The 20,551-nt window shown below is 71.0% G+C and carries 22 protein-coding genes; 13 read left to right on the plus strand and 9 right to left on the minus strand.

Annotated elements, in window-relative coordinates; all coding sequences use genetic code 11:
* Positions 1–130 precede the first annotated feature (130 nt).
* A complete protein-coding gene (locus ACFW5B_RS26210; protein ID WP_386444287.1) occupies positions 131–1,663 on the minus strand; it encodes an IPT/TIG domain-containing protein in 1,533 nt (510 codons plus the stop codon).
* A gap of 235 nt (positions 1,664–1,898) precedes the next feature.
* On the minus strand, positions 1,899–2,357 hold the full coding sequence (locus ACFW5B_RS26215) for a nuclear transport factor 2 family protein (protein WP_386444290.1): 459 nt from the start codon (positions 2,355–2,357) through the stop codon (positions 1,899–1,901).
* 94 nt (positions 2,358–2,451) lie between these two features.
* Here ACFW5B_RS26215 and ACFW5B_RS26220 point away from each other — a divergent pair, with 94 nt between their 5' ends.
* Positions 2,452–3,060: a TetR/AcrR family transcriptional regulator gene (locus tag ACFW5B_RS26220; RefSeq protein WP_386444294.1), complete on the plus strand. Its 609-nt coding sequence runs from the start codon at positions 2,452–2,454 to the stop codon at positions 3,058–3,060.
* A 111-nt stretch (positions 3,061–3,171) separates the two neighbouring features.
* A complete protein-coding gene (locus ACFW5B_RS26225; RefSeq protein WP_386444297.1) occupies positions 3,172–3,576 on the plus strand; it encodes a hypothetical protein in 405 nt (134 codons plus the stop codon).
* 74 nt (positions 3,577–3,650) lie between these two features.
* Here the strand turns inward: ACFW5B_RS26225 and rocD are convergent, their stop codons facing one another.
* The 3 genes from rocD to ACFW5B_RS26240 all read right to left on the minus strand — a co-directional run bounded on the left by rocD (position 3,651) and on the right by ACFW5B_RS26240 (position 6,458).
* Positions 3,651–4,886: an ornithine--oxo-acid transaminase gene (gene rocD / locus ACFW5B_RS26230; protein ID WP_386444300.1), complete on the minus strand. Its 1,236-nt coding sequence runs from the start codon at positions 4,884–4,886 to the stop codon at positions 3,651–3,653.
* Positions 4,883–5,707 (minus strand): dimethylargininase, encoded by an 825-nt coding sequence (gene ddaH / locus ACFW5B_RS26235; RefSeq protein WP_386444303.1) that lies wholly within the window; start codon positions 5,705–5,707, stop codon positions 4,883–4,885. The genes rocD and ddaH overlap by 4 nt, the downstream gene beginning before the upstream one ends.
* Before the next feature lie 256 nt (positions 5,708–5,963).
* Positions 5,964–6,458, minus strand: coding sequence for an Lrp/AsnC family transcriptional regulator (locus ACFW5B_RS26240; protein ID WP_386444306.1), 495 nt, complete (start codon positions 6,456–6,458; stop codon positions 5,964–5,966).
* Between the two features lie 213 nt (positions 6,459–6,671).
* On the opposite strand from ACFW5B_RS26240, the gene ACFW5B_RS26245 reads away from it, so the two are divergent.
* Both ACFW5B_RS26245 and ACFW5B_RS26250 read left to right on the plus strand, forming a co-directional pair.
* Entirely contained in the window at positions 6,672–7,601 is a 930-nt protein-coding gene (locus ACFW5B_RS26245) for a RimK family alpha-L-glutamate ligase (protein WP_386444309.1), read from the plus strand.
* On the plus strand, positions 7,598–8,458 hold the full coding sequence (locus ACFW5B_RS26250) for a RimK family alpha-L-glutamate ligase (protein WP_386444314.1): 861 nt from the start codon (positions 7,598–7,600) through the stop codon (positions 8,456–8,458). Before ACFW5B_RS26245 ends, ACFW5B_RS26250 begins: the two co-directional genes overlap by 4 nt.
* On the opposite strand, the gene ACFW5B_RS26255 is transcribed toward ACFW5B_RS26250, so the two are convergent.
* From ACFW5B_RS26255 to ACFW5B_RS26265, 3 genes are all read right to left on the minus strand, one after another.
* The gene (locus ACFW5B_RS26255) at positions 8,433–8,579 is read right to left on the minus strand and encodes a DUF397 domain-containing protein (protein ID WP_386444355.1); all 147 of its coding nucleotides are present in this window, start codon (positions 8,577–8,579) and stop codon (positions 8,433–8,435) included. The two genes, ACFW5B_RS26250 and ACFW5B_RS26255, sit on opposite strands and share 26 nt — an antisense overlap.
* Positions 8,580–8,827: 248 nt before the next feature.
* Positions 8,828–9,037 carry a DUF397 domain-containing protein gene (locus ACFW5B_RS26260; RefSeq protein WP_386444317.1) on the minus strand — a complete coding sequence of 70 codons (210 nt, stop codon included), beginning with the start codon at positions 9,035–9,037 and terminating at the stop codon, positions 8,828–8,830.
* Positions 9,034–9,906 carry a helix-turn-helix domain-containing protein gene (locus ACFW5B_RS26265; RefSeq protein WP_386444320.1) on the minus strand — a complete coding sequence of 291 codons (873 nt, stop codon included), beginning with the start codon at positions 9,904–9,906 and terminating at the stop codon, positions 9,034–9,036. Before ACFW5B_RS26265 ends, ACFW5B_RS26260 begins: the two co-directional genes overlap by 4 nt.
* Positions 9,907–10,047: 141 nt before the next feature.
* On the opposite strand from ACFW5B_RS26265, the gene ACFW5B_RS26270 reads away from it, so the two are divergent.
* From ACFW5B_RS26270 to tgmC, 5 genes are all read left to right on the plus strand, one after another.
* Positions 10,048–10,269, plus strand: coding sequence for a hypothetical protein (locus ACFW5B_RS26270; protein WP_386444323.1), 222 nt, complete (start codon positions 10,048–10,050; stop codon positions 10,267–10,269).
* A complete protein-coding gene (locus tag ACFW5B_RS26275; protein ID WP_386444325.1) occupies positions 10,266–10,541 on the plus strand; it encodes a hypothetical protein in 276 nt (91 codons plus the stop codon). The genes ACFW5B_RS26270 and ACFW5B_RS26275 overlap by 4 nt, the downstream gene beginning before the upstream one ends.
* Positions 10,542–11,193: 652 nt before the next feature.
* The gene (gene tgmA / locus ACFW5B_RS26280) at positions 11,194–11,466 is read left to right on the plus strand and encodes a putative ATP-grasp-modified RiPP (RefSeq protein ID WP_386444328.1); all 273 of its coding nucleotides are present in this window, start codon (positions 11,194–11,196) and stop codon (positions 11,464–11,466) included.
* Between the two features lie 12 nt (positions 11,467–11,478).
* Positions 11,479–12,438 (plus strand): ATP-grasp ribosomal peptide maturase, encoded by a 960-nt coding sequence (gene tgmB, locus ACFW5B_RS26285; RefSeq protein ID WP_386444331.1) that lies wholly within the window; start codon positions 11,479–11,481, stop codon positions 12,436–12,438.
* Positions 12,431–13,552 carry an ATP-grasp peptide maturase system methyltransferase gene (tgmC, locus tag ACFW5B_RS26290; protein ID WP_386444334.1) on the plus strand — a complete coding sequence of 374 codons (1,122 nt, stop codon included), beginning with the start codon at positions 12,431–12,433 and terminating at the stop codon, positions 13,550–13,552. The genes tgmB and tgmC overlap by 8 nt, the downstream gene beginning before the upstream one ends.
* A 68-nt stretch (positions 13,553–13,620) precedes the next feature.
* Here tgmC and ACFW5B_RS26295 read toward each other — a convergent pair whose 3' ends face one another.
* The gene (locus ACFW5B_RS26295; protein ID WP_386444337.1) at positions 13,621–14,445 is read right to left on the minus strand and encodes a GntR family transcriptional regulator; all 825 of its coding nucleotides are present in this window, start codon (positions 14,443–14,445) and stop codon (positions 13,621–13,623) included.
* A gap of 205 nt (positions 14,446–14,650) precedes the next feature.
* Here ACFW5B_RS26295 and ACFW5B_RS26300 point away from each other — a divergent pair, with 205 nt between their 5' ends.
* From ACFW5B_RS26300 to ACFW5B_RS26315, 4 genes are all read left to right on the plus strand, one after another.
* On the plus strand, positions 14,651–14,851 hold the full coding sequence (locus ACFW5B_RS26300) for a hypothetical protein (protein ID WP_386444340.1): 201 nt from the start codon (positions 14,651–14,653) through the stop codon (positions 14,849–14,851).
* Between the two features lie 262 nt (positions 14,852–15,113).
* Positions 15,114–17,348, plus strand: a complete 2,235-nt coding sequence (locus ACFW5B_RS26305) for a family 2 encapsulin nanocompartment cargo protein terpene cyclase (protein WP_386444343.1) — start codon at positions 15,114–15,116, stop codon at positions 17,346–17,348.
* 162 nt (positions 17,349–17,510) lie between these two features.
* Entirely contained in the window at positions 17,511–19,658 is a 2,148-nt protein-coding gene (locus tag ACFW5B_RS26310) for a UvrD-helicase domain-containing protein (RefSeq protein WP_386444345.1), read from the plus strand.
* A gap of 204 nt (positions 19,659–19,862) precedes the next feature.
* Positions 19,863–20,551 (plus strand): chitin-binding protein (locus ACFW5B_RS26315; protein WP_386444347.1); only part of this gene is annotated, 689 nt, incomplete at its 3' end.

Genomic DNA, 20,551 nt, shown 5'->3' on the forward strand with positions numbered 1-20,551 from the left:
CGGGCAAGGTGCCCATGACGCGACCATTCCGTGTGCTCCTCCTCGCGGAGCACACGGAATGGCGGGGTGCTGCGGCCCGGCTGCCCCGGCCGGTGGACGGCGAGGCCAGGGGCCGGTGACCGGGCGGGGGTCAGGGCTCGATGACCGGTGCGGTGTCGCTGGACGGGGAGAGGATGGCCGTCGGGGTGACCGCGCCGGCGAAGCTGACCTCATAGCCGTGGTTGAGGAGGATCAGCGTCAGGGTGAGCGTCTCGTTCACCCGCGCGACGCCCTGGGCGTCGGTGTTGGCGATGCCCAGGACGTTGCTGCCGGCCTTGAACAGGATCGGCTGGTTGGGCACCGGAAGGCCGGTGACCTGGTCGGTCAGCGTGGCCGTCAGGAACGGGAAGTACACATGCGGCGGGAACAGCTTCGACAGCGCCGGGGTCGCGGTCAGCGACGTGGCGTGGACGGGGAGGAAGTAGGTGAAGCCGCCCACCAGGGTGAAGCTGCCGCCAGGGGTGGTGACGGTGACGTCCGCGGGGCCGGCCACCCCGGGCGGAGTCGTCGCGGTGAGCTGCGTACCGGTGGAGTTGACGGTCACGCCGGTGGCGGGGTTGCCGCCGATGTCGACGCTCGCCCCGGTCAGGTTGGTGCCGGTGATCGTCACCACCGTGCCGCCCGTGACGGGCCCTGAGTTGGGGGTGATGGAGGTGATCGTCGGGTCGAACTGGATGACGCTGACGCTGCCTCCGGCGATGTTGGTGACGTAGACCTTGTTGTTGGGCGCCACCACCAGGGCGATCGGCTGGCTGCCGACGGGGATCGGGGCGCCGATGACGGTGTTGGTGGTGGTGTCGATCACTGACACGTTGTTCGACCCGCGGTTGGCCGTGTAGGCGTGGCCGTCGGGGCCGACCGCGATGCCCCATGGGTTGGTGCCGACGGGAATCGTGGTGACGACGGTGTCCGTGGTGCAGTCGATCACCGACACGTTGCTTGAGTTGATGTTCACGACATAGGCGACGTTGCCGCTGGGGCCGATCGCCACGAAGTTCGGCCCGTTGCCGACCGGAATCGTGGTGACGACGGTGGCGGTGGCGGTGTCGATCACCGTCACGTTGTTCGCGTTCCGGTTGGCGACGTAGGCCTTGCCGTTGAGCGCGACCGCGATACCGACCGGCCCGCTGCCGGTGGGGATCGGCGGGCCGATGGCGGTGTTGGTGGCGACGGCGATCTCCTGCACGCTGCTCGCCCCGAAGCGGCTGACGTAGACGTTGCCGCTGGGGATGACCGCCGCGGTGGAGGGGCCGCCGCCGAGGGGGATCGTGGTGAGGACGCTGCTGGTGGCGGTGTCGATCACCGTCACGTTGTTGGAGATGTTGTTGGGGACGTAGGCGTTGCCGTTGGGGGCGACGGTCAGCCAGGCCGGCGTGGTGCCGGTGGGGATCGCGGCGCCGATGACGGTGTCCGTGGCGGTGTCGATGGTCTGTACATTGTTCGACCCGGAGTTGGTGACGTAGAGATCACCGTTCGGGATGAACGCCAGCCCGACCGGGTTGCTGCCGACCGGGATCGTCGTGACGGCCAGGAACGTCGTGGGCGCCGCTGTTGCCCGCACCGGGCCGGGAGTTGTGGCCGGCTCCAGCAGAGCCTGCGCCGGCGTCAAGGCATTGGTACTCATGTGGACCCCTTCTGTGGGGGGCCGTCCAGAGATCCCGCGCACGGGGCATCACAACCACAGACCTCGCGTCGCCAAAAAACGCGGAGGGCCGCGCATCCCCGGGGAGGGATGGGCAGCCCTTGGTCGGTCGCCTTCTTGCTTCCCGGGCCGCGGAGCGGCGAAACCCCGCCCCGACCGGCGTGCGGGGCCTCCTCGAAGCGTTCACGGACGGGGAGTTCCCGCCGGCGCACACCGGTCAGCGGAACGGAAGCGGGCGGCCACGCTCCCGCTCCGGGCGCGGGCCGACGATGCGCCGGTCCGCCTCGGTGATCGCGACATCGTGGATACCGGCCTCCCGGCGGCGCATCAGTCCGTCCGTGTCGAACTCCCACAGCTCGTTGCCGTAGCTGCGCCACCACTGGCCGGACGTGTCACGGGACTCGTACTGGAAGCGCACCGCGATGCGGTTGCCGTGGAAGGACCACAGCTCCTTGCGCAGGGCGTAGTCCAGCTCCCGGGCCCACTTCTGCCGCAGGAAGGCGGTGATCTCGTCGCGGCCGGTGAGGAAGGTGTCGCGGTTCCGCCAGACCGAGTCCTCGGTGTAGGCGAGGGCCACCCGCTCCGGATCGCGGGTGTTCCAGGCGTCCTCGGCCGCCTGCACCTTCTGCAGTGCGCTCGGCTCGTCGAACGGGGGGAAGGGCGGGCGTGGTGCCATGGTGAACTCCCTTGCCGGAGAGTGGAGAACGGTCGTTCTCCCGTGGTCGGCTAGTGTAGAGAGCGACCGTTCTCCCGCAAAGCCCGGAAGTGCCATGGACCTCGATGAAGCCCGAACGCGGATACTCGACGCCGCGGAGCGGCTGTTCTACGACCGCGGTATCCAGTCCGTCGGGATGGATGAACTCCGGGGCGCCGCCGGGGTGTCGCTCAAGCGGCTCTACCAGTGCTTCCCCGCCAAGCGCGACCTCGTCGAGGCGTATCTGCGCCGCCGCGACGCCCGCTGGCGCACCGCGCTCGCCGAGTACGTCGACGCGCGGGCCGGCGGCCCCGCCGACCGGCCGCTCGCGGTCTTCGACTGGCTGGGCGACTGGTTCGCGGAGACCGGCTTCCGGGGCTGCGCCTTCGTCAACGCGTACGGGGAGCTGGGGGCGGCCTCGGAGGCGGTGGGCCGCGTCGCGCGGGAGCACAAGGAGGCGCTGCGGCGGTATGTGGCCGGGCTGGTGCGCGCGCTGCCGGTGGCCGGACCGGAGGTGCTGGCCGGGCAGGTGGTGCTGTTGATCGACGGGGCGATCGCCGGGGCCGCGCTGATGGGTGAGCCGGACGCCGCCCGGCGGGCCCGTACCGCGGCCGCCGCGCTCATCGAGGCGGCGGGGGGCGGGGCCGGAGCGGGTGCCCGTTCGGCGCAATCTGATGGCACGTGAGTTCGAATACGACTAAGATCAACTAAGTGCCGCGGTGCCCGCCAACGCCCCGTGCGTGGCGGGCCTTTCGCGTCTTCCAGCCGTGATTCGAGGAGAGGACTCCCCCCACACATGACCCGTTCGAAGCTGCTCCGCGCGCTGACCGTCGCCGGAACGGTCGCGCTGAGCGCCATCGCCACCACCCCGGCCGCGCACGCCGCCGCGTCCGCCTGCACCCACGACTGGTCGGGGCCGCAGATCTGCATCAAGACCGATGGCAGGGACGGGACGCCCAACCCCGGTACTGTCACCGCCTCCTGGACCAACCCGCCCAAGAGCCGGAATTCCGCGACCGTCTACCTCACCACTACGGACGGCGGGAACAGCTACTCCTTCAAGGCGAAGCGGTCCGGTGGCCAGATCGTCGGCCACACCGTCCCGGGGCTGCAGCCGAGCGGCAGCACGCTCTGTGTCCGCTTCAAGGGCAGCTCGCACAAGGCCTGTCTGGAGATGATCAACCGCAACGGCTCCTTCTAGGACAGCGCGCGGACATGACGCGGCCGCAGCTCACCCGAGCTGCGGCCGCGTCGGCCGTTCGGTGGGGTGCCGGGTCAGCCCAGCGCCCGCTCCAGACCGTCCAGCGCCGACGCCAGTTCCTCGGCGGTGATGGTCAGCGGCGGGGCCAGCCGGATCGTCGAGCCGTGGGTGTCCTTGACCAGCACGCCTTCCTTCAGCAGGCGCTCGCTGACCTCCCGGCCGGTGCCGAGGGCGGGGTCGATGTCGACGCCGGCCCACAGGCCGCGGGCGCGGAAGCCGGTCACGCCCTTGCCGGTCAGGGCGGCGAGCCCGGTGCGCAGCTGCTCGCCCAGGGAGGCGGCGCGGCGCTGGAACTCCCCGGTGGCGAGCAGCTCGATCACGGCCGAACCGACCGCCGCCGCCAGGGGGTTGCCGCCGAAGGTCGAGCCGTGCTGGCCGGGGCCGAGCACCCCGAGCACCTCGCGGCGGGCGACGACGGCGGAGACCGGGACGATGCCGCCGCCCAGCGCCTTGCCGAGCAGCACCATGTCCGGCACCACGGACTCGTGCTCGACCGCGAGGGTGGTGCCGGTGCGGCCCAGGCCGGACTGGATCTCGTCGGCGATGAACAGACAGCCGTTGCGCCGGGTCAGCTCGCGTACGCCGGTGAGATAGCCGTCGTCGGGGATGAGCACGCCCGCCTCGCCCTGGATGGGCTCGATCAGCACCGCGGCCGTCGTCTCGTCCAGGGCCGCTTCGAGCGCGGCGAGGTCGTTGTAGGGGACGGTGCGGAAACCGGGGGCGAAGGGGCCGAAGCCGACGCGGGCGGTGTCGTCGTCGGAGAAGCCGACGATGGTGGTCGTCCGGCCGTGGAAGTTGCCGCCCGCCACCACGATCGTGGCCCGGTCCGCCGGGACGCCCTTGACGTCGTACGCCCACTTGCGGGCGACCTTGATGCCGCTCTCCACCGCCTCGGCGCCGGTGTTCATCGGCAGCACCATGTCCAGGCCGGTCAGCCCGGTCAGGCCCTCGGCGAAACCGGCGAGCCGGTCGTGGTGGAAGGCGCGGGAGGTCAGGGTGAGCTGGTCGAGCTGGCGGTGCGCGGCCTCGATCAGGGCCGGGTGGCGGTGGCCGAAGTTGAGGGCCGAATAGCCGGCCAGCATGTCGAGGTAGCGGCGCCCCTCGACGTCCTCGACCCAGACCCCTTCGGCGCGGGCGACCACGACCGGCAGCGGGTGGTAGTTGTGCGCGAGGACCGGGCCCTCGGCCTGGATGAGCTCCGCGGACGAACGGGGAGCCTGGGCCGGGACGGTGCGGGTGGGAGCGGTCATGAGCGGATCTCCTGGGTGCAGCACTTGATGCCGCCGCCGGCCTTGTGGAATTCCGACAGGTCGACGGGGACGGGGACATAGCCGTGCGCGCTGAGCTGAGCGATCAGGCCGACGGCCTGCGGGGCGACGAAGACATGGCGGCCGTCGGACACGGAGTTGAGGCCGAAGGCCATGGCGTCCTCCCGGGTGGCGAGCACCGCCTCGGGGAACAGCCGCCGCAGCACCTCACGGCTGCCGGTCGAGAAGGCCCCGGGGTAGTAGGCGACGTTCGCCTCTCCGGTCTCCGGCATCTCCTCCAGGACGAAGAGCGCGGTGTCCAGGTGGTAGAAGTACGGGTCCACCAGCTGGAGGCCGATCGTCGGCGCGCCGAAGAACTCCTGCACCTCGCGATGGGCCGCCGGGGTCGTGCGATAGCCCGTACCGGCCAGGATGAAGCGGCCGGCCGGGACGAGGTCGCCCTCGCCCTCGCACAGCGACTCCGGCCGGTAGACGTCGTATCCGGCCGCCTTGAACCAGGTCTCGTACTCCGTGGACTCCGGGCGGCGCTGCGGTGCGTGGAAGTGCGAGCCGAAGACCCGGCCGCCCACGACGAGCGCGGAGTTGGCCGCGAACACCATGTCCGGCAGACCGGCCACCGGGGCCACGGTCTCCACGGTGTGACCGTGCGCGCGGTAGGTGCCCATCAGCGTCTCCCACTGGCGCGCGGCGAGCGCGGTGTCCACCGGCACGTCCGCGCGCATCCAGGGGTTGATCGCGTACTGCACATCGAAATGTCTGGGCTCGCAGACCAGATAGCGCCGGGGGCGCGACACACGACTCATCGGCACGGGAGGATCCCTTCGCGTTCCACGGGACATGCGGGGTGACCCGGTGTCACAGAGCGTCACCCGGGTGCTTCCAAGGTAAGGAGCGCGGGATTCCGGTCACAAGAAATAAATGCTGCTCAGCGGCGCAGAAATGTTGCGTTCTGCGGCCCGCTCGCGCAGCTTTTCTGCGCGAGCGGGCGCTTCTCGCCCGCCTACCCGACCCGGGAGCGGGGATGCGGGCGCCTGTGACGGGCGGTGTGCACCGGCCGCCTCAGCCGGCGGTCCCTCCGGAGGGCCGCCGGGCGCCCGCCTCCGGGCTGTCCGGCAGCAGATGGGACAGCACCATGTAACTGATCGTCTTGCGGATGAACGGCTCGGTCCGGATGCGTTCGAGCACTTCCTCGAAGTGCTCCACATCGGTCGCCCGCACGTGCAGCAGCGCATCGGCGCCGCCGGTGACGGTCATCGCCGCCGCGATCTCCGGGTGGTTGCGCACCACCTCGGCGAGCCGGCGGGGCGGCGCCGCGCTGTCGCAGTACACCTCGACGTACGCCTCGGTCAGCCAGCCCAGGGCCGCCGGGCGGACGGTGGCGGTGAACCCCGTGATCACGTTGTTCTCCCGCATCCGGTCCACCCGCCGCTTCACCGCGGTGGACGACAGCCCGACCGTCGCACCGATCTCCGCGAAACTCGCCCGGCCGTTGTCGATCAGCGCCGCAACGATCTTGCGGTCGAGGTCGTCGAAGGGCACGGCCTTGTGCGTCACTGGGCCTCCCGATCTGCTCCCCGGTCCCTGCCGGTCCCGCACCGTCGCGGTCGCCTCACGGTAGCGACCCCGGCCGCCGGCCGTCCCGTCGCGGCACACGGGCCGGAGCCGGGCACGTGGGTCCACCGTCCCCGACGGGCTCCGCATGGGATCCTGGTACGTCGTGGATCTGCCGGACGGTCGGTGGACGTGCGGCGATGACGAGGGTGCCTGATGAGACTCTGCTTCCTGGTGGAGGAGCAGTACCGCCATGACGGCATGCCGCTGGAGGTGATCCGCCAACTCCGCGCCTGGGGCCACCAGGTGGACGTGGTGTGGCCCGGCCGCTCGCTGATCCGGATATCCGAGGCGATACGGGCCGGCAGCCACGACGCCTGGGTCCTCAAGACCGTCTCCGGCGGTCCCGGCCTCACGCTCCTGGAGGCGGCCGCTTCGGTCGGGCTGACCACGGTGAACGACGTCCGGGCCATCCGCGGCGTACGGGACAAGGCGCTGGCCGCGGTGATCGCCCGCAGCAAGGGGCTGCCGGTCCCGGTGACGTATGCGGCGGCCCGTCCCGAGGAGTTCGCGGAGATCGACGCGGCGGAGTTCCCGCTCGTGGTCAAGCCGGCCGACGGCAGCTCCGGGCGCGCCGTCCGGCTGGTGGCGTCGCCGGACCGGCTGGCGGCCCCGGGCGGTCCCGAGGGCCCGGACGGTGCGACCGGCGGGCTGCTCATCGCCCAGCCGTATGTGCCCAACTCCGGTACGGACCTGAAGGTGTACAGCGTCGCCGGTGAGCTCTTCGCGACCGAGCGCCGCTCCCCGCTGCACCCCGCGCACGCGGTACGCGAGCGACAGGTGCCGCTGACGCCCGAGATCGCCCGGATCGCCGCCGAGATGGGCGAGGTCTTCGGTCTCGACCTCTACGGGGTCGACATCCTGCGCGGACCGGACGGCCCGGTGGTCGTCGACATCAATGACTTCCCCAGCTTCCGGCAGGTGCCGGACGCGGTCGCCCGGGTGTCGGGGGCGGTGCTGCGGCTCGCCGCCGACGGCGGCGGCAAGCCGGTTCCGGATCTCGCCCCGGAGGCCGCGGCCCCGTTCACCGCGCCGTCCGTGCCCCCGCCCGCCCGGTCCGCGGCGTCGATCGGCGGCGGCCGGTGAGGATCGGTCTGATCACCGCGGACGCCACCCATCCCGTACTGGCCGCGGCAAGCACGCTGCTGACAGGGGCGGGCCACCTGGTCGAGATCCTGCACCCGGAGGGAAGTGCGGACGCCGCCGTGGCCGGTCCGCCGGCGGACGTCTACCTCCTCAAGGCCCGTACGCCCGGCGCGCTGACGCTCGCCGCCCGCCTGGAGGAGCACGGCGCCCCGGTCGTCAACTCCGCGGCGGCGACGGCGCGATGCCAGGACCGGGTGGCGATGGCGGCGCGGGCTTCCGGGGCCGGGCTGCCGTTCGCGCGTACCCGTGCGGTGGCCACGATGGCCGAGCTGGCGGCCGCCGGGGAGCCGGCCGGTCCGCTGGTGGTCAAGAGCCGCCACAGCCGGCGAGGTGACCTTGTGGCCCGTGCCGACGACGGCCCACGGCTGCGGGAACTGGCTGCGGACTGGCCGACGGAGCCGGTGGTGGTCCAGGAGTTCACCGCCAACAGCGGCTGGGACCACAAGGTGTGGGTGGTCGACGGCCAGCTCTTCGCCGGCCTGCGCCGCTCGGAACTCGCGCCCCCACTCGTCCCCCACCAGGCACCGGCCCCGGACGGCCGCGGCCCGGCCCTGCCGCTGCCGGCCGGTGAACTGCCGGAGAGCTGGCGATCCGTCGCGCTGCGGGTGGGCGAGGTCTTCGGACTGACGGTCTACGGCGTGGACCTCCTCGACGCCGGCGGGGGCGCCCCGCTCATCGTGGACGTCAACGCCTTCCCCGGAATCCGCGGCCAGGCCGGCGCCCCCGAGGCCCTGGCGGAACTCGCGCTCCGTACGGCCGCCCGAACCGGGCTCAGCCGGGGAACTCCCCGTCCTTGACCCCCTTGATGAACGCCGTCCAGCCGCCCACCGGGAAGGTGAGCGCAGGGCCGTGCGGGACCTTGCTGTCACGGACGGGGACCGCACCGCGTGTGGTGAGGAGGTTGGTGGCGACCTCGATGCATGCGCCGCCGTTCTCGCTGTAGCCCCCGGTTCGTTGCTAACCCTTGCTGTCAACCACCCGGTACTGACGGCGGTTGCCGCAGCCAGTCGGGTACGGCGCGCGGTCCGCGCCGTGTGCCGACACGACAACGGCCCCCGCCGCGGGGCGAGGGCCGGTTACTGGAGGTCTGTCGGGGGCCGTAGAAAGAGTGATGCCCCGCTACTCCCACGTGCAGAGTGGCGGGGCATCACGTAGTCGGGTCAAGCTCACACGGCGGGGAACTCGTTCCGCTGGACAGCAGCGACGAACGACGACCACGCGGACGGCTCGAAGACGAGCGCCGGGCCGTGCGGGTCCTTGGAGTCTCGGACGGGGACAACACTGCTGAGACCTTCACCAACCTCCACACAATTACCGCCGTTGGTGCTATAGCTGCTCTTCCGCCAGGTGGCGGGGAGCTTGCTTGCGCTGGTCATTGCTCCGGTTCCTCCAGGTAGCCGCCGATCAGTTCGGCGGACTCTTCGGGCGACAGGGCAACCGCCCTGAGCAGATCATAGGCGTGCGCCCCTGCGGCTACCTCGCTCGCGTCCAGGGCAATTCGCCCCTGGGAGAAGCCGTCGACGTATAGGACGTCTGGCGCTGCCTCCTGACGCCGTGGTGTCGAGCTGGTACGGCTCGGCGGAGGCTGCGTCCCGTCTTCGAAGCGCAGGAGCGTGAACGGACCGGCCAGGCCAGGGTGCGCGAGGACCTTGCGGGGGATCACCTGAATCACGGTTCGTGGGTCTTCCCCTGCCTTGAGCAAGTGCTCAAGCTGGGCTCCCCATACGTCCGCCCCTCCGATGGGTCGCCGTAGCGCTTGCTCGTCCACTACAAACCATGCTCGGGGCGGGGTATCCCGCTCGAAGACCTCTTGCCGAGACATGCGGGCGGCAACGAGATCGTCAAGGTTGTCCGGCCGGACGGCTGCCAGCATCGCGCGGGCGTAGTCCTCTGTCTGTAGAAGGCCGGGGATGATCTGAGACTCAAAGACCCTCATAGACACCGCGTCACGCTCAAGTTCGATGAACGGTAGGAACCATGAGGGGTACGCGTAGCGGATGACGAGCGGGTACAGCCTCCCGAAGTGCCCGCCGTTCTTGAGGGCTGCATCAAGATCGTGGGCTAGTTCCTTCGACGGCACACGCTTGCCTGCCTCGATCTTGCTGAGCATTGACTGAGTGGTGTGCGCCAATTTCGCTGTCTTCTCTTGGGAGAGGCGCAGCTCCGTTCGGATGCGGGTCAGCTCCGTTCCGAAGAAGGCGAGGAGTGAAGCCGTGGGGTCAGGTTCATCGGTCTCAGCGGTCATGCGTGCATCCCTCCCCCATGACTGATGTTGTGTCATGGCGTCGTGCCTGGTGAACGCCTCTGTGGGCGGTGATGGTTGGTGTACAGCTCGTAGTTACCCGCCCAACCAGGGGGCACACAACAGGCGTTCGGAGTGGCAGGCATGACGACGGAACGGCCAGAGATGAAGAAGATCAAGGAAGCTGAGCAAGCGCGCGACGCTCTCGGCGCGGCCCTCCGGCGGGCGGGTATCCAGCTCCCCGCCATAGACGTTCGTCTCCCGATGCGCGCCAACGCCGGTTACGCCCTGGTGAGCCTGGGCGACTGCTCCGCGGCCGTGGCCTGTGCGTTGGCGGCGGTCATCGAGAAGGGGGCGGCCCGGTGACGCGGCGCGCGTTCCGCTACGTCCCGTTCACCATCGAGCAGGACACGACGGCAGAACCGGAGTACGAGGCCCGTTGCGTGTCCGGCCACGATGTCGAGTGCGGCGCGCAGTCCGGTACGTATAGCGATCCCGGGTCGGTCGAGGAGTGGCAGCGCAAGCACACGCAGGAGAGCGGGCACCGGCGCTACCGCCGGAACTTCGGTGACTACGCGGTGATGCGTCCCCCGGCGGAGCTGGGCGAGATGCTGTCGGCGAACCGGGGCGCGGCGTGACGTTCGCTCCGGCGGTCGAGCGTCCATGGCGTGAGGCGTGGCCGTTGCCCGCGCAGACGGGGGACGGTAACGCGTGGGTGACGGGGGCCTGTTGGCTGTACTGCCGACGCGAGGGCGTGCGCGTGCTGTGGGTCGGGTCCGTGACTACCCCGGGCGCGACGGGCGACGTGTTCGCGTGTGGCCCGTGCATCGGGGAGCTTGACCGTATGGTGCGCGACCAGTCGCACGGACGGGATGCGCCCGCCGGCCGCGCGCAGTCCGCCACGCTCGCCGTGCCCGCGCACGCGCCCCCGCAGCGCGCTCTGCCCGCGGGCGGGTCCGGCCGCCACCGGTTGCCCCGCCGGAAGCGGGAGCGATTCCCCGCAGCCCTACCGGCCGGGAGGCACGATGGGCAAGACATGTGAGCACCGGCGGACCGAGAAGCGCGGAGGCAAGACGTACTGCCGGGACTGCAAGCGGCAGCTCTACCTGTGAAGACTGCGCCCCCTGCCGGGGATGACCTGTAAACGGTTCTCCCACACCGAACCCCGGGCAGGGGGCGGGCACCACCCCGCCCCGGCTGGATCATCCGCCCGCAACCCTTGGACAGGTCGAGCGCCAGCCGGGGCGGGTCCTGCACGGCACCACAGTACGAAGCGACCAAGGAGGAGACTTGCAAACGAGCCTCGCACCTACGGAGACCACCGCACCAGCCCCGTGGGGGCTGCGCCGAATGGCACCGCTGCGCAACGGTTCTCCCTCGCCGTGGCGGTACGCGGGTATCGACCCGGCCACGCAGACCGGCCGCTGGATCGGCGAGGACGGCGCGATGACGCCGGCCGAACTCGGCAAGCACGGTACGAGCGTGAACACCTACCCGCCCACGCAGATCAGCAAGGACGGGAAGCAGGACCCCGACTCCGGCCACGACGCGACGCAGGACTAGGGGGGTAGTGCCATGGACGGACGCCCGGTGTTGGTCTGCACGGAGTACGAGGACGCAACGGCTGATCTGGTCATCGCGGAACTGAACCGGCGCCGGGTGCCCGTCCTCCGGTTCGACCCGGGGCGCGACTTCCCGGCGCCTGCGGTGCTCGCCGCGCGAACCGGGGCAGGCGGATGGGACGGGCGGCTGACGGTCGGCCAGCGTACGGCCGACCTGTCGGCGGTGCGTGCCCTGTACCACCGTCGCCCGAGCCCCTATCCGACGGACAGCGGCGAGCAGGCAGGCCGGTTCGCAGCGCAGGAGGACCGGCGCGGCCTGGGCGGCGTGCTGGGCGCGCTGCCGGGGTGCCTGTACCTGAGTCACCCGCAGGCCATCGCGCGGGCCGAGTACAAGCCCGCGCAGTTGTCTGCGGCCACCCGCGTAGGGCTTTTGGTCCCGGCCACCCTGATCACGAACGACCCGGGGGAGGCTAAGGCGTTCTGCGCCGAACAGTCGGCCATTTACAAGCCCTTGCATGCCGGGGCGTATGAGGTCGAGGGCGAGCCTGCCGGAATCTGGGCTGCCCCGGTCGAGGCGGGCGAGATTGACGGCGCGGTGAGCCACAGCGCGCACCTGTTCCAAGCGCAGGTGCCCAAGGTGGCGGACGTACGGGTGGTCGTCGTCGGTGATCGGGTGTTCAGCGCGCTGATTACCGCGCCGCCCGGGGTCGTGGACTGGAGAGCCGAGTATCAAAGCCTCAGTTATGAGCCGGTTGCCTGCCCGGATGAGTTATGCGGGGCGCTCGTGCGGTTCCTCGCTGTCTTCGGCTTGAACTTCGGCGCCTTCGACTTCGCCGTCACCGCGGACGGTGCATGGTGGTTCCTGGAGTGCAACCCCAACGGCCAATGGGCGTGGCTCGAAGACGCGGCCGGACTGCCGATCACAAAGGCAATCGCAGACCTGTTGGAGAACGGAGCGAGCCAGCATGACTGACCCCCTGTCTTCGGAACACCTACGGGCCGACCTCGCGCGGCGCCTGTCCCAGACCGGCGCTCTGCGCAGCCCCGAGTGGGAGGCGGCCGTGTTGTCCGTGCCTCGCGAGGCGTTCCTCTCGCGCGGCTGGTTCGAGCACGAACAGGGTGGTTGGTACCGGCCCGTATCGGGGGAGTCCCCGGAAGCGCTGGCGCGGATCTACGAAGACGACAGCCTTGTGACGCAGGTGGCCGGGGGTGTCTTCCCCGATCAGGTCGAGGGGCGCATCGCTGCGGCTCCCTCGTCGTCGTCCACCCTGCCGAGTCTGGTTGTGCGCATGCTCGAAGATCTGCGGGCGGCCGAGGGGACGCGCGTCCTTGAGATCGGTACGGGTACGGGCTACTCAACGGCGCTGCTGTGTCATGTCGTCGGCGAGGACAACGTGACCACGGTCGAGGTCGACGCGGAGGTGTCCGCCCGTGCCGGAATGGCACTCGCGGGGGCCGGGTACTGGCCTGCGAGCGTGGCCGGTGACGGCCTGGCGGGCTACAAGGAGGGAAGCCCGTATGACCGCGTGATCGCCACATGCGGCGTGCACACCGTGCCGGCCGACTGGCTCGCGCAGACTCAGCCTGGCGGTGAAGTGCTGGTCACGGTCGGCGGTTGGATGCACGCGTCCGAACTCGTACGGCTCACGGTCGCCGACGACGGCACGGCCAGCGGCCCGGTACTCGGCGGACAGGTCTCGTTCATGCTGGCCCGCCCCCACCTTCCGCCCCCGCTCGGCATCCTGCCGAACCTCAACGAGGGCGACGCGGTGCCCACCGAGTTGGGCGCGGACGCGCTCGACGACTGGACGGCCCGGTTCGTCGCACAGTTCGCCGCGCCGCGCGCACAGCGGCTCACCCTCGAACGGGACGGCCGGACGGAACACGTCGTGATTGACGTGGACGCCGAGGCGTGGGCGGTCGTCTTCCAAGACGGCGCGCGGTGGATGGTCCGGCAAGGTGGCACGGTGCGCCTGTGGGACGAGATCACCGACCGTCTCGCACAGTGGCGGGCGGACGGACGCCCGTCGGCCGACCGCATGCGGCTGCACGTCGGCCCCGATGGGCAACGCCTCACGTGGGCGTGACCACGCGCTGATACCCCACGCTGCCCCGTCTGTCCGTCGTTCCCCCGTGGCGGATGGGCGGGGCCCTTTCATGCGTCCGGGGCGGGCTCTTCCGGCTGTTCCGGCGCGCGCTCCGCAACGTACGTCCCGCGTTGGGGAGGGACGAATAGCCACCCCTCTTCGGCGAGCGCCGCAATTGCACGGCGGACGGTGGGCCGGGAAAGCCCGAACTCGTCAACGAGCCGGGCCTCGGAGGAAATCGGCCGGTTCGCTTTCCAGTCTCCGCGCTGAATGCGCCCGCAGAATGCCCGCCAACTGCACGAACGGCGGGTCCGGCGCGTCTCGCTCGATCTCATCATCAGGGCCGTACTCCACGCCGCGAACGGTAGCGGGCCCCTGACTTGAGCGCACTTAGCGTCGACACGTCCCGCCGTTACTTCCCGCTCGTGCCGCCGGAAGATGCGGTCATCTGGTGCCGCTGCACACTGCTGACTCGGGCCATGGTTCTTGTGCGGTGGATTCCCCGCGCCAGCGGTCCCGATAGCGCGCTGTATGCGTGCCCGAACTGTGCTCCCCGCCTGATTCCCGGCCCCCTTCCCGGGGAGTCCGCCCCACCTTGGCGCGGCTGACTCGCTGCCGACACGTGCCCCGCCCGGACTGTTCTGGGCGGGGCTTCGTCGTTCCTGGCCGACGAGCCGAGGGGTGCCTACGCGACGGGGAGCGGGGCGGCCTGCTGGTCGGCGAGGCGTGCGGCGATGGCGGTGCGCAGGCCGTTGGTGGGGTCGGCGGTGCCGTCGACTTCGCGGCGGAGTCCGGCGAGGGTTCGCGTAGTCCGGGTTCGAGGGCGCCGAGGTCGAGGCGGGCGCGACCGCGCGGGTTCCTGCACTCGCCCTGCACCGAGGGCGACGAAACATCCCTTCACCTCACCGTGGCGTTCAAGGAACGCACACGCCAGCGGGCGGCCGAACGACTGGCCGAAGACATCGTGACGCGGGCCTTAGGCGACCCCCAGATGCGCCAAGAACTGCCCCCACACCTAGTCACCACCGATCCCCTGACGGCCGTGCGACAGGCACGGGAATACCTCATCGGCGCATCGTTACGCCAGTTACCCCCCCGGTGGACGTCGAAGGCTTCACTCTCGAAGAGCGGCTGACGTACGCACACGCCCAGCTCGCCCAGGAGCGGGGCAAGGACGTGGTCTGGGGCTGGTACGCGGCCGGCAGCGAGTACGTATCCCGCGCCCTGGTCGCCTGCCCTCGCCCGAAGCGGCACCAGTACGCCGAGGACTCCCCGCCCGCCTGCCCGAGCCCGCTGTGAAGAGGCCGGCACGTCCCCGACCCCAGGGAAGGAGCCGGCGGCCTTCGCGCCGTCGTCCCCCTCTTCTCCGTCGCCGTGGAAGCCGAAAGAACAACGCCAGAAGTGATCGGCGGGCGAAGCCGATCGGACCGAAGGGGCGTGGAGGCGGAAGCTCCTCCTCCACAAGGCCTAAGGCGCCGACCCCTGGGGTAGCGCTGCCCCGTCAAGGGGGGCGTGGCTCAGGGCGCCTTCCTTCCGTACGTATGGGGAGAGGCCAGCAACGGTGACACAGCCATTTGAATTGCCCCACTTCTACACGCCCCATCCGGCGCGGTTGAACCCGCATCTGGAGACGGCGCGTACGCATTCCAGGAAGTGGGCCCGTGACATGGGGATGCTGGAGGGCTCGGGCATCTGGGAGCAGAAGGATCTCGACGCCCATGACTACGCCCTGCTGTGTGCCTACACCCATCCGGACTGCGACGCCGACGCGCTCTCCCTGGTGACCGACTGGTACGTCTGGGTCTTCTTCTTCGACGACCACTTCCTGGAGAAGTTCAAGCGCACCCTGGACCGGAAGGGCGGCAAGGAGTACCTCGACCGGCTGCCCGCCTTCATGCCGATGGATCTGTCCGCGCCCCTCCCGGAGCCGGCCAACCCGGTCGAGGCCGGACTCGCCGACCTGTGGGCGCGCACGGTGCCGCAGATGTCCCTGGACTGGCGGCGGCGGTTTGCCGAGAGCACCGAGCATCTGCTCAACGAGTCGCTCTGGGAACTTTCCAATATCAACATCCACCGGGTGCCCAACCCTGTCGAGTACATCGAGATGCGCCGCAAGGTCGGCGGCGCGCCCTGGTCGGCGGGCCTGGTGGAGTACGCGACCGGCGCCGAGGTGCCCGCCGCCGTCGCCGCCTCCCGGCCGCTGCGGGTGCTGCGCGACACGTTCTCCGACGGCGTCCATCTGCGCAACGACCTGTTCTCCTACCAGCGGGAGACGGAGGAGGAGGGCGAGCTGAGCAATGGCGTCCTGGTACTGGAGCACTTCCTGGACTGCACCACCCAGGAGGCCGCGGACGCCGTCAACGACCTGATCACCTCCCGGCTCCAGCAGTTCGAGAACACCGTCGTCGCCGAACTCCCCGCGCTCTTCCTGGAGAAGGGGCTCGACCCGGCCTCCTGCGCGGCGGTGCTGGCGTACGCCAAGGGGCTGCAGGACTGGCAGGCCGGCGGCCACGAATGGCATATGCGCTCCAGCCGCTACATGAACGGCGGCGGGACCGCGGCCGGCCGCGCCCAGCCCTGGTCGCCCTTCGCCTTCGGCGGACTCGGCACCTCCGCGACGGACCTGCGGACCGCCCTGGCCACGGCCGGTGGGCTCCGCCTCCGCAGCGGTACCCACGTCCCGCACACGAAGGTCGGACCCTCCCAACTCCCCGACTTCTTCATGCCGTTCACCACCACGCTCAGCCCACACCTGGACGGCGCCCGCGGGCGGCTCCTCGACTGGGCGCACCGGATGGGCATCCTCCGGCCGCAGCCCGGAGTGCCGCTCTCCGACATCTGGGACGAGCCCGCGATGGTCCGGCACGATCTGGCGCTGTGCGCGGCCGGCATCCACCCGGACGCCACCCCGGAGCAACTGGACCTCAGCTCCGCCTGGCTGGCCTGGGGCACCTACGCCGACGACTACTACCCGGCGGTCTTCGGCCGCACCCGCGACCTGGCCTCGGCCAAGGTGTGCACCGAGCGGCTGTCGGCCTTCATGCCGCTCGACTCCGCGACGCCCGCACCGGAGCCGGTCAACGCCCTGGAACGCGGACTGGCGGACCTCTGGCCGCGCACCACCGCCGGCATGGCACCCGAGGACCGCCGGGCGTTCCGGGACGCCGTCGACACCATGACCGCCAGCTGGCTCTGGGAGATCGACAACCAGATCCAGCACCGCATCCCCGACCCGGTCGACTACATCGAGATGCGCCGGGCCACCTTCGGCTCCGACCTCACCATGAGCCTGAGCCGGATCGGCCACGGTCAGCGGATTCCGCCGGAGGTGTACCGCACCGGCACCCTGCGCTCACTGGAGAACGCCGCCGCCGACTACGCGTGCCTGCTGAACGACGTCTTCTCGTACCAGAAGGAGATCGAGTACGAGGGGGAGGTCCACAACGGCATCCTGGTCGTCCAGACCTTCTTCGACTGCGACTACCCGACCGGGCTGAACATCGTCCATGACCTCATGACCTCGCGGATGCGCGAGTTCCAGCATGTCGCGGCCCATGAACTCCCCGTCGTGTGCGATGACTTCCAGCTCTCGCCGGAGGCCCGCGCGGCGCTGGACGGCTATGTCCGCGAGCTGGAGCACTGGATGGCCGGCATCCTCATCTGGCACCGGGACTGCCGCCGCTACCGGGCCTCCGAGCTGCGCCACCCGACGGGCTCACCGGGCAAGCTGGCCGCGCCGACCGGGCTGGGCACGTCCGCGGCCCGTCTCTTCCGGCCCGCCGTGAGCGTGGGGTAGACGGGCGGCGGGCCCGGTCCGCGGCGGGCCGGGCCGCCGCGGACCGTCGGCCATGCGCCCGTGCCCCTTCCGTGCCCCTCCCGTGCGCACTTCCGCGTCAGGTGCCGTCGACCTAGGGTTCATGGCTCATGCCTACGGGGGCGAGCGGCGAGGGGGCGGACGATGGCGGCAGCGAGTGGACCGGGCGGGTCGGCGGGGGCCTCGGCGGCCCGGCGGGCGCAGCAGGCCCGGCGGCAGGAGCGCCTGTTACGGGAACAGTGGCAGGCCGCCCGGCAACGGGCCGAGCGCTGGGAGGCGGCGAGCGAGGGGGAGCAGCGGGTCGCCGCGCAGTTGCTGATGCTGACCGAGCGGGGCTGGCGGCTGTTCGTGGACCGGCGCTGGCCGGGCACCCGCGCGGCCAATGTGGACATGCTGCTGATCGGCCCCGGCGGGGTCTTCGTCATCGACGTCAAGAACTGGCGGGCCGCACCGGAGACCACCGGCGGCCGGCTGCACGCCGGGGGATTCGACCGCGACGAGCACCGCCGCAAGCTGCTCGCGGTCACCAAGGCCGCGGAGAGCGCGGTGGCGTCCCTGGGGATGTCCCCGGTGGCGGTGCGCCCGCTGCTGGCCTTCGCGGGGCACCGGGTCGACACCGAGCTGGGCCGGGTGCGGCTGCTGGGCGAGCGCGAGATAGGCCCGGCGCTGCTCTCGGAACGCACCCGGCTGTCCGCCCAGTCCGTCCGGGCCCTCGCCGAGCATCTGGAGCGGGTGTTTCCGGAGTACGAGGCGCCGGGGGCGGTGGGGGCGCCGGGGGCGGTGGGGGCTCCGGGGGCCCCTACCCGGGGCGCCGCCTCCCGGCCTCCGGCCGCCGCCGGGTCCGACGGCCTGTTCGACCTCGACGGGCTGCGGGACGCCGCGCTCGACGAGGCACGGCGGGCCCCCATCGAGCGGTGGATGACCTTCCTCGACCCCTCCCAGCTCGCGCTCGTACGGCGCAACTGGGCCGGCCCGGCCAGGATCAGCGGCCCGGCCGGCACCGGAAAGACGGTCATCGCCCTGCACCGCGCCGCCCATCTCGCCCAGCGCACCAACGGCCGCATCCTGTACGTCACCTTCGCCAACAACCTGCCCCGCGTACAGGCCACGTTCCTGAAGACCATGGCCCCGGCGGTGGCCGGCCGGATCGACTTCCGCAGCCTGCACTCCTGGGCCCAGGAGTATCTGCGCGACCGCGGCGTTCCCGTCCATCTGCACAAGGAGAAGGCGGAGACGGCCTTCAGCTTCGCCTGGAAACACGTCGGCCGGAACAGCTGTCTCACCGAGATCGACCCCCAGCACCCGTACTGGCGGGAAGAGATCGACTACGTCATCAAGGGCCGCGGCATCACCTCCTTCGAGGAGTACGCCGCGCTCCCGCGCCGTCGCCGCCGGGCCGGTCTGCGCCGCCCGCACCGGCAGGCCGTCTGGTCCCTGTACGAGGCCTACGAGGCCCAGCGCACCGAGCGCGCCGTGCACGACTTCAACGATGTGCTCTCCCTCGCGCTCGCCGAGGCGGCCAACCGTACCGGCCACAGCGCCTACACGGCCGTCGTCGTCGACGAGGTCCAGGACCTGACGCTCGTCGGGGTGCGGCTGCTGCACGCCCTGGTGGGCGACACCCCCAACGGGCTCCTCCTGGTCGGCGACGGCCAACAGGCCGTCTATCCGGGCGGGTTCCGGCTCTCGGACGCGGGCATCGACATCCGCGGGGACCGCGGCCAGGTGCTCTGCGCCAACTACCGCAACAGCAAGGAGATCGTGGACACCGCGCTCTCGGTCGTCGCCGAGGACACCTTCGAGGACCTCGACGGCCTGCGCACCCCGGGCCGGCGGGACATCGATCTGACCTACCACGACGGTGAGGTGCAGCGCGCCGTCCTGCCCACCCCCACCGCACACGACGGGGCCCTGGTGACCGCGCTGCGCGCCCTGACGCCGCAGGAGCTGGCCGACTCCGCCGTGCTCTGCCCCTCGAAGCGCGCCATCGAGCACTACCAGCGCCTCCTCACCCGGGCGGACCTGCGGGTCTGTCTGCTGGACCGCTACGACGGACAGCCGGTCGAGGCCGTCAAGCTCGGCAGTTACCGCCGCGCCAAGGGCCTGGAATTCAAGCGCGTCTATCTGCCGCGGCACGACGCCCATCTGCCCCAGGGGAGCCCGGACGGGCGTATCCCCGCCGCAACCGCCCCCGAGCGCGCCGAACTGGCCCGCAGTCAGCTCTACGTCGCCATGACCCGAGCCCGCGACGTCCTCTGGCTGGGCAGCGTCCGGCAGCCCCCGGAGAACTGACCCCTTGTCGGCTCGTCGGCGGGGCCGGTGGGGTCGCCCGGCACCGCTCGGCCCCGCCGGCATGGGGTGAATTGTCCTGCCGCATGGTGAATATCCCATTCAAGGTGAATATCCCACGAGTGCGTCGGGAACTGCACATGGCGACATTCCGTAAGGGCCAGAACCAGGACCGGCCCGCCGCCATGGCTGACAGGAGTTCCGACTGTGCGACGCAAGACCGCATTCCTTGGTGCGCTGGCTCTCACCGGGGGGCTCGTCGCGTTCGCTCCCTCCGGCGCGCATGCCGTCACCGGCGTCATCACGTACCACACCCGTCCCGAGAACCGGCCGCACGAGATCCTCGACCCCGGCGACGACCACTGCTACGGCGTGGGGGACGGCTACGGCGAGGTGGACAACGACACCCCCACCGACCTGGTCCTCTACAACGGCCGTGACTGCACCGGCTCCGTGGTGACCGTCGTGCCCGCCCGCGGCTGGCGCAACGCCAAATTCGGCAGCCTCCAGCTCAGCTCGGACGGCCCCCGCGAAGCGGACACCGCCAACGACCAGGACCGCCCCGACGACGACCGCCGTGACGACGATCGCCGCGACGACGACCGCCGTGACGACCAGGACCGCTCGGACGATCCGAACCGTTCCGACGACCCGAGCCGCTCGGACGACCCGAACCGCACCGATGACCGGGACCCGGCCGACAGCGACGGCCAGGACCCCTCCGACGGCCGGCGGCGCGCCGACGACACGGACGCCCCCGACACCTCGGGCCGCGCCGACGACAACTCCTCCAACAACCGCAACGACTCCCACACCCGGAACGACTCCGACACCCCGGCCTCTGCCGACACCCCGGCCTCCGCAGACAACGCCGACCCCTCCGACAACCTGGACCA

Origin of the sequence: Streptomyces sp. NPDC058773 (assembly GCF_042746015.1) — a bacterium.
Lineage (GTDB): Bacteria > Actinomycetota > Actinomycetes > Streptomycetales > Streptomycetaceae > Streptomyces.